At 75.7% G+C, this 14,049-nt stretch carries 13 protein-coding genes; 3 read left to right on the top strand and 10 right to left on the bottom strand.

The genetic code is table 11. From position 1 onward, the window contains the following. Positions 1–19 precede the first annotated feature (19 nt). The 3 genes from ACFV3R_RS08835 to ACFV3R_RS08825 all read right to left on the bottom strand — a co-directional run bounded on the left by ACFV3R_RS08835 (position 20) and on the right by ACFV3R_RS08825 (position 3,934). Positions 20–1,111, bottom strand: coding sequence for a Ku protein (locus tag ACFV3R_RS08835; protein ID WP_385577823.1), 1,092 nt, complete (start codon positions 1,109–1,111; stop codon positions 20–22). A 227-nt stretch (positions 1,112–1,338) separates the two neighbouring features. After that, the gene (locus ACFV3R_RS08830; protein WP_385577820.1) at positions 1,339–2,394 is read right to left on the bottom strand and encodes a hypothetical protein; all 1,056 of its coding nucleotides are present in this window, start codon (positions 2,392–2,394) and stop codon (positions 1,339–1,341) included. A 76-nt stretch (positions 2,395–2,470) separates the two neighbouring features. Next, on the bottom strand, positions 2,471–3,934 hold the full coding sequence (locus ACFV3R_RS08825) for an FAD-dependent monooxygenase (RefSeq protein ID WP_385577817.1): 1,464 nt from the start codon (positions 3,932–3,934) through the stop codon (positions 2,471–2,473). 537 nt (positions 3,935–4,471) lie between these two features. On the opposite strand from ACFV3R_RS08825, the gene ACFV3R_RS08820 reads away from it, so the two are divergent. Further along, positions 4,472–5,680, top strand: a complete 1,209-nt coding sequence (locus ACFV3R_RS08820; protein WP_385577814.1) for a cytochrome P450 — start codon at positions 4,472–4,474, stop codon at positions 5,678–5,680. Between the two features lie 189 nt (positions 5,681–5,869). Next, a complete protein-coding gene (locus ACFV3R_RS08815; RefSeq protein WP_385577812.1) occupies positions 5,870–6,103 on the top strand; it encodes a DUF6296 family protein in 234 nt (77 codons plus the stop codon). A 33-nt stretch (positions 6,104–6,136) separates the two neighbouring features. On the opposite strand, the gene ACFV3R_RS08810 is transcribed toward ACFV3R_RS08815, so the two are convergent. Together ACFV3R_RS08810 and ACFV3R_RS08805 are read right to left on the bottom strand one after the other, a co-directional pair. Next, positions 6,137–6,886 (bottom strand): Mut7-C RNAse domain-containing protein, encoded by a 750-nt coding sequence (locus tag ACFV3R_RS08810; RefSeq protein ID WP_385577809.1) that lies wholly within the window; start codon positions 6,884–6,886, stop codon positions 6,137–6,139. Positions 6,887–6,949: 63 nt separating this feature from the next. Then, positions 6,950–7,459 (bottom strand): DUF664 domain-containing protein, encoded by a 510-nt coding sequence (locus tag ACFV3R_RS08805; RefSeq protein ID WP_385577806.1) that lies wholly within the window; start codon positions 7,457–7,459, stop codon positions 6,950–6,952. Between the two features lie 276 nt (positions 7,460–7,735). Between ACFV3R_RS08805 and ACFV3R_RS08800 the strand changes: the two genes are divergently transcribed. Continuing rightward, complete coding sequence (locus tag ACFV3R_RS08800) at positions 7,736–8,128, top strand: hypothetical protein (protein WP_385577803.1); 393 nt, start codon at positions 7,736–7,738, stop codon at positions 8,126–8,128. A 60-nt stretch (positions 8,129–8,188) separates the two neighbouring features. Here ACFV3R_RS08800 and hypE read toward each other — a convergent pair whose 3' ends face one another. The 5 genes from hypE to hypB form a co-directional block, all read right to left on the bottom strand. Next, positions 8,189–9,175: a hydrogenase expression/formation protein HypE gene (gene hypE, locus ACFV3R_RS08795; RefSeq protein ID WP_385578269.1), complete on the bottom strand. Its 987-nt coding sequence runs from the start codon at positions 9,173–9,175 to the stop codon at positions 8,189–8,191. 103 nt (positions 9,176–9,278) lie between these two features. After that, positions 9,279–10,403 carry a hydrogenase formation protein HypD gene (gene hypD, locus ACFV3R_RS08790; protein WP_385577800.1) on the bottom strand — a complete coding sequence of 375 codons (1,125 nt, stop codon included), beginning with the start codon at positions 10,401–10,403 and terminating at the stop codon, positions 9,279–9,281. Beyond that, complete coding sequence (locus tag ACFV3R_RS08785) at positions 10,400–10,738, bottom strand: HypC/HybG/HupF family hydrogenase formation chaperone (protein ID WP_385577797.1); 339 nt, start codon at positions 10,736–10,738, stop codon at positions 10,400–10,402. Before ACFV3R_RS08785 ends, hypD begins: the two co-directional genes overlap by 4 nt. 56 nt (positions 10,739–10,794) lie before the next feature. Continuing rightward, complete coding sequence (gene hypF, locus ACFV3R_RS08780; protein WP_385577794.1) at positions 10,795–13,158, bottom strand: carbamoyltransferase HypF; 2,364 nt, start codon at positions 13,156–13,158, stop codon at positions 10,795–10,797. Then, complete coding sequence (gene hypB, locus ACFV3R_RS08775) at positions 13,155–14,045, bottom strand: hydrogenase nickel incorporation protein HypB (protein WP_385577791.1); 891 nt, start codon at positions 14,043–14,045, stop codon at positions 13,155–13,157. Before hypB ends, hypF begins: the two co-directional genes overlap by 4 nt. Between the last annotated feature and the right edge of the window lie 4 nt (positions 14,046–14,049).

Here is a 14,049-nt window from a genome sequence, read left to right as displayed (position 1 = left end):
CAGGCGACCGGGCGCTGGTTCAGGAGGCGGCCTTCGGCCGGCTCCCGGAGAGCGCGTCCAGCAGCTCCTGACGCGTCATCGAGGAACGGCCCGGCATGTCCTCGCGCGCCGCCCGCTCGTAGAGCTCCCCCTTCGTCAGCTTCGCGAGCCCGGTGTCGCCGCCCGCCCGGCCCCCGCCCTTGCCGCTGCCGCTACCCTTGCCGCTGCTGCCGGCCCGGGACGAGGCCCCGCGCCGCCCACCGGTCCCGCCGGAGCGCCCTGACCCGCTTCCCCGCTTCTTCGAGGAGGAAGCCCGCTCCTGCCGGGCGCCCTTGCGCTGCCCGCCCCGCTGTGTGCCGCGGGCGTCGACGCTGCGCCGGAGGGCGTCCATGAGGTCCACGACCTCGGTGGCCTCCGGGGGTGCCTGCGCGGCAGTCACCTCCCGCCCCTCGGCCTTCGCCGCCACCAGCTCCTGGACCCGCTCCACGTAGGTGTCGTGGAAGTCCTCCGGGCGCCACTCCATCCCCAGCGCCTCCACCAGCTGTTCGGCGGTGCGCAGTTCGGAGTCGCTCAGGTCCGCCCGGCCGGGGAGCTGCGGCAGTTCCTCACGGGGGTCGCGCACCTCGTCGGCCCAGTGCAGGGTGTGCAGCACCAGCACCTCCTCCTGCGCCCGCAGGGCGACCAGGTACTCCTTCGCACGCATCACGAAGGTCGCCACCCCCACCTTGCCCGTCCGCTCCAGCGCCGCCCGCAGCAGGGCGTAGACCTTGCCGTACTGATCGCCCTTGGGGGAGAGGTAGTAGGCACGGTCGAAGTAGACGGGGGCGAGTTCGCCCGCGTCGACGAATCCGCTGATCTCGATCGCCTTCGACCGGCCCGGCGCGACCTCGTCCAGCTCCCCCGGCTCCACCACGACGAACTCCTCGCCGCCCAGGTCGTAGCCCTTGACGATGTCGTCGTACGGCACCTCCTCGCCGGTGCGCTCGTTCACCCGCTGGTTGCGCACCCGGTCGCCGGTGCCCCGTTGGAGCTGGTGGAAGTGGACCGTGTGCCCGGAAGTGGCGGTGAAGAGCTGCACGGGGACGGTGACCAGTCCGAAGGTGAGCACACCGCTCCAGATCGCGCGTGGCACGTGTCCTCGCCTGCCCTCTCCTCACCCGACGACCGGTGGACGGCCTGCGGCACGGCCGGCGTGCGGGAACGGTTCCGCCGCCCCGCCTCCCGGCCCTACCGCCAGTCTGCGGGTCGCCGGACCGTCCGCAAGCGGAGCCGGGCAGCCCCGGTGACCCGCCCGGCGCCTCCCGCGGTAGCGGCACCCGCTCCGGCCCTGACCGCACGCGCGCCGCCGCCCGGTCCGGCTCAGCCCTCCGGCCGCGTCCCGGCCTCGTGTGCGGCGGCCTCCGCTGCCTGAGCGGCCTCCCGCGCGTCGCGCTGCGCCGACCGGGCGGTGCGCCGGGCACCCCGTTCCCCGGCCCGCGCCGCGTCCCTGCGGGCCCGGGCCGCCCGCAGGGTCTGCTCCGCTGCCTCGACCGCCCGCTCCGCCTCCTCGCGCGCGGCTTCGGCGCGCGCCGCCTCCCGGTCCGCCCGCGCCGCCTCGTCCCCGGCCTGCCGGGCCTGCTCGCGCAGCTCCCGCGCCCGCCGCCTGGTGCGGGCGGCCCCGGCCGACTCCGGTGCCCTGCGCCGGCGGTCCTGCCCGGGTTCCGGCCGCTCGCCGTCCTCGCCGCGGCCCCGCTCCGCTCGCGCGCGGGCCGGGCGCCCGTCCGCCGTGTTCTCCTCCTCCCGCGCCCCCGCCGTGTCCTGGGCACCCTCCTGCGCCCCGGACCCCGACGGCGCGGACCGGTGCCCGCGGCGCCGGGCGCGGGCGGTGGCCAGGTCCACCACCTGTCCGCCGCCGGACCTCCCCGGCGGGCGGGGGCCCGGCTCGGTCCCGGCGACCGCGGTGGCGTCCAGGTCGGAGGGGGCGGTGAGCGGTCGGGGGAGGCACCCGGCGCGCCAGCGCCGCGCCGCATCCGGGTCGGCCAGCGCCGCCCGGAGGGTCTGCTCCACCTCCCGCAGCGCGCCCTCCCCGAGCGGGTGGCCCGCCTGCCGGGCGATCCGCGCCGCGCTGCGGGTCAGCTCCTCGGTCAGTTCCCGCTGCGCACGCATCAGCTCCCGCAACCTCGGGCCGTCCAGACGTCGCTGTGCGTCCCGCAACTCCGCGCCGAGTTCCAGCAGTCCTCTCGTCCGGTCCGGCTCCTCGCGCGTCAGCAGGTTGGCGGCCCAGGCCGAGTAGGTGGGACGCCGCAGGGCCCGGATCGCGCGCGCCGCCGAGCGGTCACCCGCCGAGCGCGCGGCGCGGGCCCGCTCCTCACGTGCGGCGGTGAAGTCCTCCGGCGGGAGGCCGTAGAGCTCCTCGGCCGCCTCCTCCGGGCTCATGCCGCCGCCCGGCAGCGCGGGCCGGTGCCGTCCGGCCCGGCTGCCGGGTGCGGGACCCGCTGCCCGCAGCGCCCCGTCATGCGACGCCCATCCCTGCCAGGTAGCCGAGGACGTCGGCGTGGTCGTCGGTGGCGAGACCGACGTACCCGTCCGGGCGGACCAGGAACAGCCCCTCGCCGTAGGTCTCCCGCAGCGCCGCCGAGGTCACCTCGTGGGCCGCCACCCCCGGCGGCACCCGGCCCGGTGCGCCGCCCACCGTCAGCAGGGTGAACTGCGGTCCGCGCAGCAGCTCGTGGAGCCGGCCGGTCCCGCACGCCCCGTCCGCGGCCCGGTCCCCGGCGCGGAGTCCCGGGCCGCGCTCCGCGCGGGCGTCCACCGAGAGCCGCCGGCCCCGGTAGTGCAGGGAGAGCTGGTGCACCGTCCGCCTGCGCCGGCCGGCCTCGTCCTCGTTGCCGGTCTGCGGGACCCGCCCGGCCCGGTACAGCCGGGTGCTGAGGTCCAGGACCTCGGCGGCCACCGGCATCCGCTCCTCCTCGTAGCTGTCCAGGAGGTCCTCCGGCGCTCCGTGGCGCAGTACCTGTCCCAGCTTCCACCCCAGGTTGTAGGCGTCCTGCACGCCGGTGTTCAGACCCTGGCCACCACCCGGCGGGTGGATGTGCGCGGCGTCGCCCGCGAGGAGCACCCGGCCCACCCGGTACCGCTCGGCCAGTGCGACCCGGGGCCGGTAGTGCGAGGCGCAGCGCACCCTGGTGACCGCGTCCGCCGGCAGGTGGGTGCGTTCGGCCACCAGCCGCCGCACCGCCTCGTCACCGGCCTGCGGCGCCCCCTCGCGGAAGTGGGCGGAGAGCTGGAACTCGCGGGTGCCGGGCAGGGGGCACAGCAGCAGCGAGCCACCGGGCGCCTTGGGCCAGACGTGCCAGTTGGCCCGGTCCAGCCGCGGCACCTCCAGGTCGGCGATGAGCGTCGTGGTGGCGTCCACCGGTGCGCCGGTCATCTCCACGCCCGCCAGCCGCCGCACGGTGCTGTGCCCGCCGTCCGCCCCCACCACGTACCGGGCGGTGACGGTGCGGGTGCGGCCGTCCGGTCCGCGCAGCCGGGCGGTGAGGGGAGCGGTGTCCCCGTCCGGCTCGCAGAGGCCGACCAGTTCGGTGCCGAACGCCACCTCGCCCCCCAGCTCCCGCAGCCGGTCGCCGAGGACGGCCTGGGTGCGCCACTGCGGGACCATCCAGGCCCGGGGGTAGGCCGACTCCGGCGCCCCGGCGGCCTCCCCGAGCAGTTCCCACTCCTCGCCCCGGACCCCGTCCTCCCACGCCACCATCGGGGGGAACGGGCCGCCCGCCGCGGTGAGCGCCGCCATCACTCCCAGGTCGTCGAAGACCTCCTGGGTGCGCGGCTGCAGCCCCTTGCCGCGGGAGCCCGGGAAGAGCGCGGCGGCCCGCTCCACCAGCAGCACACCCACCCCGCGCCGCAGCAGGTCGCAGGCGAGGGTGAGGCCGGTGGGGCCCGCCCCCACCACCAGCACCTGCGCCGCCCCGCTCACCGGACGCCTCCCGCCGCACACCGGCCGGCGCCCGCCCCCTCGCCGGGTCGGACAGTGACCGCTGGGGACGGGGTGGTTATGGACGACCGTCGTCTCGTGTCGGCGACCATGTCGCAGGACTCCCTTCGCAGTCGGTGTGCGCGGGCGGCGGGCGGAACACGCCGCACCCGCAGGCCGGGCGGCGGCGCCCGGTCCGGTCGGCGCCCCCGGCCGGTGCCCCGCCGGGGCGCCGGGTACCTGTCGGTCAGTGTGGCGAGAGGGCCGGGGCGCCGCACGCCGCGCCGGGGCGTCCGCGGCCGCGCCGCGGGCCAAGCCGCCGGGGCCGGGGGCCGGTTCGCCCCGGTGTGCGTGCCGGCCGGGCTCCGCCGTCCGGTGTACCCGGAGCCCGCGTCGCCGGTGGAGAGGGTCCGGGCGCCCGGGGCGTGAACCCCCTTACGGCCCACGTCCCCCGGACGTCAGCGGCCCGGCGCGACTACCGTGGGTGTGCGATCGCTCACTTACGGCACCGGTCGGCGGTGCCGGGAGACGGAGACCGGTGTGGACACCCTCGGCGCACCCGAGACCTGCCCCTTCGACTTCAGCGAGGGGCTCGACTTCGACCCCGTGCTGCGGCGGCTGATGACCGACACACCGGTCAGCCGTATCCGCATGTCCTACGGGGAGGGCGAGGCCTGGCTGGTCACCCGGTACGAGGACGTCCGGGTGGTCACCACGGACCGCCGCTTCAGCCGGTCCGCCGTCGCGGGCCGGGACTTCCCCCGCATGACGCCCGAGCCCATCGTCCAGTCCGAGTCCCTGAACCTCATGGACCCGCCGGCCAGCAGCCGGGTGCGCAGCGTGGTCTCCCAGGCCTTCACCAAGAGCCGGGTCGACGCGATGCGCCCCGCCACCCAGCGCATCGTGGACGGCCTGCTCGACGACATGACCGCGGCCGGCGCACCTGCGGACTTCGTGCACCACGTCTCCTCGAAGCTGCCCCTGACGACCATCTGCGAGGTCCTCGACGTCCCGGAGGCCGACCGGGCGGAACTGCGCCGCAGGGTGGTCACGATGGCCTCCACCGACCGGGCGCGGCAGGAGGACGCCGTCCGCGCCAAGGCGGAGCTGCGGGCCTACTTCGCCGACCTGACGGCGGAGCGCCGACGCCGCCCCGGCGAGGACCTGGTGAGCGTGCTCGCCACCGCGCGGGACGACGACGGGGAGCGGCTGGACGCCCACGAGCTGACCGTCATGGCCATGGTGCTGCTGATGACCGGTCACGACACCAGCACCTACCAGCTCGGCAACATCGTCTACACCCTCCTGACCCACCCCGCGGAACTGGCCAAGGTCCGGGCCGAACCCGAGCGGTGGCCGGACGCCCTGGAGGAGCTGCTGCGCTACATCCCCTTCCGCAAGGGGGTGGGCATCCCGCGGGTGGCCACGGAGGACGTCGAGGTCGGCGGTGTGCTCATCCGCGCCGGTGACGTGGTCCACGTGTCCTACCTAGCCGCCAACCGCGACCCCGCGAAGTTCGACGGGGCCGACACCCTGGACGTCGGCCGCTCCGCCACCGGCCACATGACCTTCGGCTGGGGCTCCCACCACTGCATCGGCTCGCCGCTGGCCGTCATGGAGCTGCAGGCCGCGATCGGGACGCTGCTGTCGCGCTTCCCGGGGCTGCGCCTGGCGGTCCCCGCGCAGGAGGTGCGGTGGAACACCGAGTCGATCTGGCGCTACCCGCTGGAGCTGCCACTGGCCTGGTGAGCGCCGTTCTCCCGGCCGCTGCCCGCGCTGCGGGGCGGGCAGCGGCGGGGGAGGGGCGGCCCGAGGTGCGTCCGGCTCGGCGCCGGGTCAGACTCGGAGGAGTGTTCGGTCGCGCCGCGACCGTGCCCGCCGGTGCCCGACGTCGTGCCCCGGCCCCTTTCGAGGGCTGAGCGCTTCTGGGAGGCCCCCATGGCACACCCCGACCACTACGAACTCGTCTTCCGGTCCCCCGCAGTGGGGGAGGAGGTCATGACGGTCCACCGCACCGAGGCGGCGGGCGCGAGTGGCAACCCCATCTACGAGGACGAGACCGGCATCGTACGGGCGGAGATCAGCGACCAGGGCGAGGTCCGCATGGTCGCCAGCGGCGGCCACCAGGACGTGCGCACCCCGGTCAGCGCCCGCCCGATCACCACCTCCTGACGCGGCGCCCCGGCCGGGCCGTGGGCGCTGCGCTCACCCCGGCGGGACGGCCCCGAACTCGGCGACGGCCTCCCGCACCATCGCGTCCAGCCGCGCGAAGTGGGCCCCGCGCCAGTACACCTTGCCGCACGCGGTGCACCGGGCGAACACCTCGTAGCTGCGCCGGGTGCCGCCCTCCAGCGCCTCGTGCACCTCGTCGGCGCCGGCCTCCCGCAGGGTGCCGTTGCAGGCCGTGCACCGTGTCCAGGGGCGGAGCTGCGGACGGAAGCGGCCCAGCACGTCGCGTACCTGCTCCTCCGGGCGGTGGCTGTAGACGTACGCGCCGGCCCACGGCTCCCGCCGCTGGAGCAGCCCGCGGTCGCGCGAGAGCAGCACCCGGCGTTCGGCCGCCGAACGCGCCGCCAGCGCCGGGTCGCCCGCGTCCACGCTGTCGTAGGCCGCGTCGACGCCCAGCAGCCGCAACCGCCGTGCGAGCGTGCCCAGGTGGACGTCGAGCAGGAAGCGCAGCGGCGCCCCCGGGACCTGCTGCGGGCGGCTCACCGCACGCACCGCCACGTGCTCCGCCGGTGAGGGCAGGTGGGAGGCGGGGACCGGGGCGCCGTCCGCCAGCAGGACGCCGACCTCGGTGAGCGGCACGCCCACCGACTCCACCAGGTGTCCCAGTGTGGAGGTGCCGTCGACGGTGAGCCTTACCGGGCCCCGCCGCAACCGCGCGCTCACCAGGGGGTGCAGTGCGGGGTCGATGTCACAGGGGATCCACTGGTCGCTCACGCCGCACAGCATGCCACCGGTGCCTGCCCCCGCGCAGCCGGGAATCCGGCGGCCGGCCAGGCCGCCGGATCAGGGTCAGCCCCCGGCCAGCAGCCCGCGCAGGAACGCCGCCTGACCCGCGTGCTGGAGGTCGTCGCAGACCACGCTGACCAGTCGCACACCCAGGGTGACCGGCGGGTCCCAGCCCTCGTCCACCACCCGGTCCAGGTCCGCGTCGTCCAGGCCCTCGACGAAGGCGAGCGTCGCGGCGTGCACGGCGTCGAAGTAACCGAGGAGGGTCTGCGCGGAGTCGACCTGTACGGCCGCCACGTCCTGCGAGGAGTGACCGTAGCCGGTGGAGCCCTCCGGCAATGGCAGGGCGAAGCGGTCCGCCCAGCCCTCGGCGGTCCACACCTGCTCGGTGCCGGCCGCGTCGGCGACGTGGTCGTCCTGGACCCGGCTCAGGTGCCACACCAGCCACGCCACGGAGTTCGACCGGCCCTCCAGGCGGGTGCCGAGCTCCTCCGGCGACAACCCCTCCACCGCGTCGTGCACCACCTCACTGATGCGTTCGAACCCGTCCTTCAGCAACTGTGCGCTGTTCACACGCCACTCCCGTGACTCGCGGCTTCCCTGATGGCAGGACTGCGGGCGGGCCCGACCGGTCACGGCAGGCACCGCCGAACGCCTTCCAGGTGCCCCGTCACGATGGTGCGTACGCGAGGTCGCGGCACCGTGACGGCCTCCGGGGCGGGACGCTCATCCCTGTATGGCCTTTTTGTGTGATATGCGGTTTGGCTGGCTACCCTCGGAGGAGGAACAGGCCCGTCCTGGTGCCGCGGCGCCGCAGGCCGGGCGGAGCCCCGACAGGCAGGGAAGCCGATGGCGAAAGACGACCGCTCACGGTCCCACCCCCAGCACGGCGAGGGCGCGACCCCGCACAAGGGCACCGGTCAGCACGGCTGGTCCCCCGACGTCGACACCACCAGGAAGCAGGACAACCCGAGCGCCGAACGCTCCTTCGCCCCCGACGAGCACGCCCCCGAGCCCGGCAGCGGGCGCACACCCGCACGGGAGGAGCGCAGCGGCGTGCCCGGGGAGGAGGTCAGGAGCGACTCCCGGCGCGGTGAGGAACGGGCCGCGCGCAACAAGGAGGAAGGCCGCCGCGGCAAGGGCGCCCACGGCCGCTCCCAGCGCCCCAGCGGCCACAAGGACGCGGAGTCCTACACCGGTGTCGACCCGCGCGGTTCCGACACCGGGCGCCGGGCCGGCTGACGGCAGCAGGGGCGGGCCCGGCGAACCGGGCCCGCCCACCACAGCCCTTGAGCTCCCCGCTCAGCAGATGCGAGGGAGCTGTTCCCCCAGGGGCAGGTCGACGACGCGGGTACCGCCGAAACCGGTGCGCGCCACCACCATGCCCGGATGGTCGGCGACGACTTCACCCACCACCGCCGCCTCCGCGCCCAGGGGATGGGCACGCATCGCCGCCAGCACCGCCTCCGCGTGCTGCCGCGGCACGAAGGCCACCAGCTTCCCCTCGTTCGCGACGTAGAGGGGGTCCAGCCCCAGCACGGCGCAGGCGTTGGCGACCGGGTCCGGCACCGGCAGCGCCCGCTCGTGGAGGACCACCCCGGTGCCCGAGGACGCCGCGATCTCGTTCAGGGCCGCCGCCACGCCACCCCGGGTGGGGTCGCGCAGCACGTGCAGGTCGCCGGTGACGGCGAGCATCGCCTGGACCAGCCCCGCCAGCGGAGCGCAGTCGCTGGCCACCTCCACACCGAACTCCAGGCCCTCGCGGACACTCATGATGGCCACCCCGTGGAGCCCGATCGCCCCGCTGACCAGCACCACGTCACCGGGCACCACCCGCTCCGGACGCAGGTCGACACCGTCGGGGACCAGTCCCACCCCGGCGGTGTTGAGGTAGACGCCGTCGCCGTGTCCCGCCTCCACCACCTTGGTGTCGCCGGTGACCACCGACACGCCCGCCCGGCGCGCCGCCTCGCCCATCGCCTCGGCGATCCGCGCCACCACGGACATCTCCACCCCCTCCTCCAGCACCGCCGCGCAGCTGAGGTAGGCCGGGGACGCCCCGCTCATCGCCAGGTCGTTGACGGTCCCGTTGACCGCCAGGTCCCCGATGCTGCCGCCGGGGAAGAACAGCGGGCGCACCACGAAGGAGTCGGTGGAGAAGGCCAGCCGGGCGCCGCCCAGGGTGAAGCGGGCGGAGTCCGAGAGCCGGTCGCCCTCGGTGCCGAACGCCGGCAGGAAGAGGTGGCGCACCAGCTCCGCCGAGAGCGCGCCCCCGCCGCCGTGGCCCATGACCACCCGCGGGTGGTCACGCAGCGGCGCCGGGCAGGTCCAGCCGGAGAAGTCCGGCGCCTCGCGGGGCTGTGGTGCGAGTCCACCGGGTGAGGTGGTGACGTCAGACAACGGGGGTCGCCTCCCTGGCTGCGGCCGGCGTCGCGAGCCGGCGGTAGAGGTAGTACGCGGCGCAGGCGCCCTCGCTGGAGACCATGGTGGCGCCCAGCGGGTTGCGAGGCGTACAGGTGGTCCCGAACGCCTCGCACTCGTGCGGCTTGAGCAGCCCCTGCAGCACCTCGCCGCTGCGGCAGGCCGCCGGCTCCAGCGTCTCGATCCCCGTCACCGAGAACCGGTGCTCCGCGTCGTACTCCCGGTAGCGCTCGGAGAGCCGCCAGCCGCTGACCGGGATCACGCCGATGCCGCGCCACGCCCGGTCGGTCACCTCGAAGACGTCCCGCAGCATCTCGCGGGCCGCCGGGTTCCCCTCCGCACGCACCGCGCGCGGGTAGGCGTTGTCGACCGTGTGCTCGCCCCGTTCCAGCTGGCGCACCGCCCGCCGCACCCCCTCCAGGATGTCCAGCGGCTCGAAACCCGTCACCACGATCGGCACCCGGTGGCGGCGGGCCAGCTCCGGGTACTCCTCGGTGCCCATCACACTGCACACGTGGCCGGCGGCCAGGTAGGCCTGGACCCGGCAGTCGGGCGAGTTCTGGATGGCGTCGATGGCGGGGGGAACCCGGACGTGCGAGACCAGCAGGCTGAAGTTGCGCACGCCCAGCCGGCGCGCCTGGTACACCGTCATGGCGTTCGGCGGGGCGGTGGTCTCGAACCCGATCCCGAAGAACACCACCTCCCGGTCGGGGTTCTCCCGCGCCACGCGCAACGCGTCCAGCGGCGAGTAGACCACCCGCACGTCCCCGCCCTCGCTGCGTACCCGGAACAGGTCGCTGCGGCTCCCGGGCACCCGCAGCATGTCGCCGAAGGAGCAGAAGATCACCTCCGGACGCGCGGCGATCTCCAGGGCCTTGTCGATGACCTCCAGAGGCGTCACGCACACCGGGCAGCCCGGGCCGTGGATGAGCTCCAGGCCCTCGGGCAGCAACTGGTCCAGGCCGTGCCGGATGATGGAGTGGGTCTGGCCCCCGCACACCTCCATCAGCGCCCAGGGGCGGGTGACGGTGGCCCGGATGTCCGCCAGCAGGCGTTCGGCGAGCTGCGGGTCCTGGAACTCCTCGACGTACTTCATCGCTCGACCTCCGATGCGGTGGCGGGGGCTGCACCCGGTGCGGTGGGGGCGGGCACGGCGGCACCGGCCTCCGCGGCGGCCGCCTCCCATGGATCGCCGAACTCCTCCTGGAGCAGGCCGAGTTCCTCGAAGAGGGCGAGGGTGCGGCGGGCCGACTCCTCGTCCAGACGCTGGAGGGCGAAACCGACGTGGACGATGGCGTACTCGCCGACCTGGAGGTCGGGCAGGTACTCCAGGCACACCTCCTTCACCACGCCGCCGAAGTCGACGGTGGCCATCCGGGTCCCGTCCCGGTCCTCGATCTCCACGACTCTGCCCGGTACGGCCAGGCACATGGTCCTACTCCTCGCTTCTCGACGTCGGGTGGAAGGAGCGGCGGTCGCCGCGGTCCTCAGGTGGCGGCGGCCGGCGCGGCGGCGCGGGCTGCCACCGCCAGCTGGCCCAGGGCCAGACCGCCGTCGTTCGGCGGCACCAGCCGGTGGCGGAGCACGTGGAAGCCGTCACCGCGCAGCAGGCGCGCACAGCCCTGCGCCAGCACGGCGTTGGCGAAGACCCCGCCGCTCAGCGCCGCCACGCCCAGGCCGTGTGTGTCCCGGGCCCGGCCGGCCAGCTCGCCCACCAGGGCCGCCACCCCGGCGTGGAAGCGCCCCGCCACCACCTGAGGCGGTGCCCCGGCCCGGACGTCGGCCACCACGGCGGCGAGCACCGGCGAGGGATCGGCGACCAGTTCCGCGCCGCCCACCGGGCCCGGCCGCAGGGCGAACCGGTACCCCGCCCCGCTCCCGTCCTGGTGCCGGGCGAGCGACTCCAGCGCGACGGCGGCCTGCGCCTCGTGGTCGACGACCTGCCGCACCCCGGCCAAGGAGGCCACCGCGTCGAACAGCCGCCCCATGCTGGACGTCGGCACGGCGTTCAGCCCGCGCTCCAACTGGGTCCGCAATACAGCCAGTTCGTCCGGTGGGCAGGCCGCCACGCACGGCAGGTCCGGGTCCCACGGAAGGCCGGCGGCCCACAGGTGCGCAAGCGCCATCCGGTAGGGACGGCGCACCGAGACGTCACCGCCCGCCAGCGGCACGTAGGCCAGGTGCGCGAACCTGCGGTACCCCGCGTAGTCCGCGAGCAGCACCTCGCCGCCCCACACCGCCCCGTCGTCGCCGTAGCCCGTCCCGTCGAACGCCACCCCGATCACCGGGGCCCCGCCGTCCAGGCCGTTCTCGGCCATCACCGAGGCGATGTGCGCATGGTGGTGCTGCACCCTGGCCACCGGCCGCCCCGCAGCCACCCGCTCCGCCCAGCCCACCGACCGGTACCCGGGGTGGCGGTCGGCCACCAGCAGCCCCGGGCGGACCCCGCTGACCACCTCCAGGGCCGCCTCGGCCCTGGTGAGGGCCCGCTGCGTGGCGAGGTCGTCCATGTCGCCGACGTGCGCCGAGAGCCAGGCACGCTCCCCGTCGCCCAGCGCGAACGCGTTCTTCAGGTCCCCGCCGACCGCCAGCGAGGGCCGGACGGGCACGGGGAGCCGCACCGGGAGCGGCGCGTAGCCGCGGCCGCGCCGCAGGACCAGCGGCTCCTCGTCCCAGATGCGCACCACCGAGTCGTCGCACGGCACGTGGACGGGCCGGTCGTGGCCGAGCAGGGCCTCGGCCAGCGGCGCCAACCGGGCCCGCGCCTCCGCGTCCTGACTGACCAGCGGTTCGCCGGAGAGGTTGCCACTGGTCATCACCAGGACCCGCGGCCCCGGAGCGTCGCCCGGCAGGCCGAACAGCAGGTGGTGCAGGGGGGTGTAGGGCAGCATGACGCCGAGGTCGGGGCTCCCCGGCGCCACCGCCTCGCACCAGGGGGCCGGCTGCCGGAACGGCCTGCGGCGGCGCAGCAGCACGATCGGCCGCACCGGCCCGGTCAGCAGCGACCGCTCGGCCGCGCCCACCTCCAGCCACGGCTCCACCGCCGCGAGGTCCGCGGCCATCACCGCGAACGGCTTGTCCCCCCGCCCCTTGCGCTGCCGCAGCCGCCGTACCGCGGCCTCGTCCAGGGCGTCACAGGCCAGGTGGTAGCCACCCAGCCCCTTCACGGCCAGGACGGCGCCGCGCCCCAGCAGCGTGCGCGCCGCCGCCACCGGGTCCGCGGGGAGATCCCCCGCGCCCGCGGCCGGCGTCGTCTCCAGCCACAGCCGGGGCCCGCAGTCGTGGCAGGAGACGGGCTGGGCGTGGAAGCGCCGGTCGGCGGGGTCGGCGTACTCGCGGGCGCAGGCCGGGCACATCGCGAAGGCGGCCATGGTGGTGGCGGGCCGGTCGTAGGGCAGCGCCGTGACAATGGTGAACCGCGGCCCGCAGTGCGTACAGGTGACGAAGGGGTGGCGGTACCGGCGGTCATGCGGGTCGCGCAGCTCGCGCAGGCACGCCTCGCAGGTGGCGGTGTCCGGCGGCACCAGCGTCCCGCCGCCCGCGGCCCGCGAGGCGACGATGGTGAACCCCCGCTCCCCGCCCAGCGGCAACGGGGAGTGCTCCACCTGCTCCACGCGGGCGAGGCCGGGCGCCTGGCGGACCACGCGGACGCAGAACTCCTCGACGGCCCGCTGGGCGCCCTCGACCTCGGCCACCACGCCCTCGCCGGTGTTGGCCACCTGGCCGGCCAGCCCCAGCGAGGTCGCCAGGGTGTGGACGAACGGCCGGAACCCCACGCCCTGGACGACGCCGCGGACGGTGACGCGCCGCCGGACCGGGTCGGTCGTGGCGGTCGTGGTCGTCTCCGTCACGACGCGGAGGGGGCGGCTCCGCCCGCCAGCGCCTGACCGGGGCCCTCACCGGGCGGCGGCGCGAGGGGGGAGTGGTGGTCGTGCGGTGCGCGGGCCGCCGGGTGCGGGAAGGCGTCGGACGCGGCGGTGTGTGAGGCCGGCGGGTGCGGGTGGTGGTGTGCGTGGGACTCGTGCGGGTGGGTGTGGCCCAGGTCGCCGGGCAGCCGCGCCATGACGGGCGAGTGCACCTGGCCGCCGTCGGCCGCGGCCAGCGCCCGGTCCAGGATGCCGCCGACGCCCGTCCCGGCCCGGACCGAGGTCATGAGCACCTCCACCCCCGGGTTGATCCGCTCGACGTTGGCGCGGAAGGTGGCCTCGTCGAAGTCCACCGCCGCTGCCAGGTCGGTCTTGGTCACCACCACCAGGTGCGCCAGCCCGAACGCGGTGGGGTACTTCAACGGCTTGTCCTCGCCCTCGGTGACCGAGGCCAGCGCCACCCGCAGTGACTCGCCGAGGTCGTAGGAGGCGGGACAGACCAGGTTCCCGACGTTCTCGACGAACAGCAGCCGGGTGCCGGCGGGCAACCAGCCCTCGACGTGCTCCCGCAGCATGGCCGACTCCAGGTGGCACAGACCGTCCGTCAGCACCTGCCGGACCGGCACCCCGGAGCGGGCCAGCCGCCTCGCGTCGTTCTCGGTCGCCAGGTCGGCCGTGAGCGCGGCTACCGCGACACCCCGCTCCCGGGCCAGCGTCAACTCCCCCTCCAGAAGGGCTGTCTTGCCGCTACCGGGGCTGGAGAGGAGGTTGACCACGGTGGTCCCGCGGCGTGTCATGTCCGCCCGCAACCGGTGGGCGGCGGCGTCGTTCTTGGCGAGTACGGCGCTCTGGAGGTCGACGGCACGGCACATCGTC

The sequence above is a fragment of the Streptomyces sp. NPDC059740 genome (assembly GCF_042733155.1).
Classification (GTDB): Bacteria; Actinomycetota; Actinomycetes; order Streptomycetales; family Streptomycetaceae; genus Streptomyces.
Note: the sequence above shows the minus strand (reverse complement) of the source record. Positions and strands in the feature narration are given on the sequence as shown.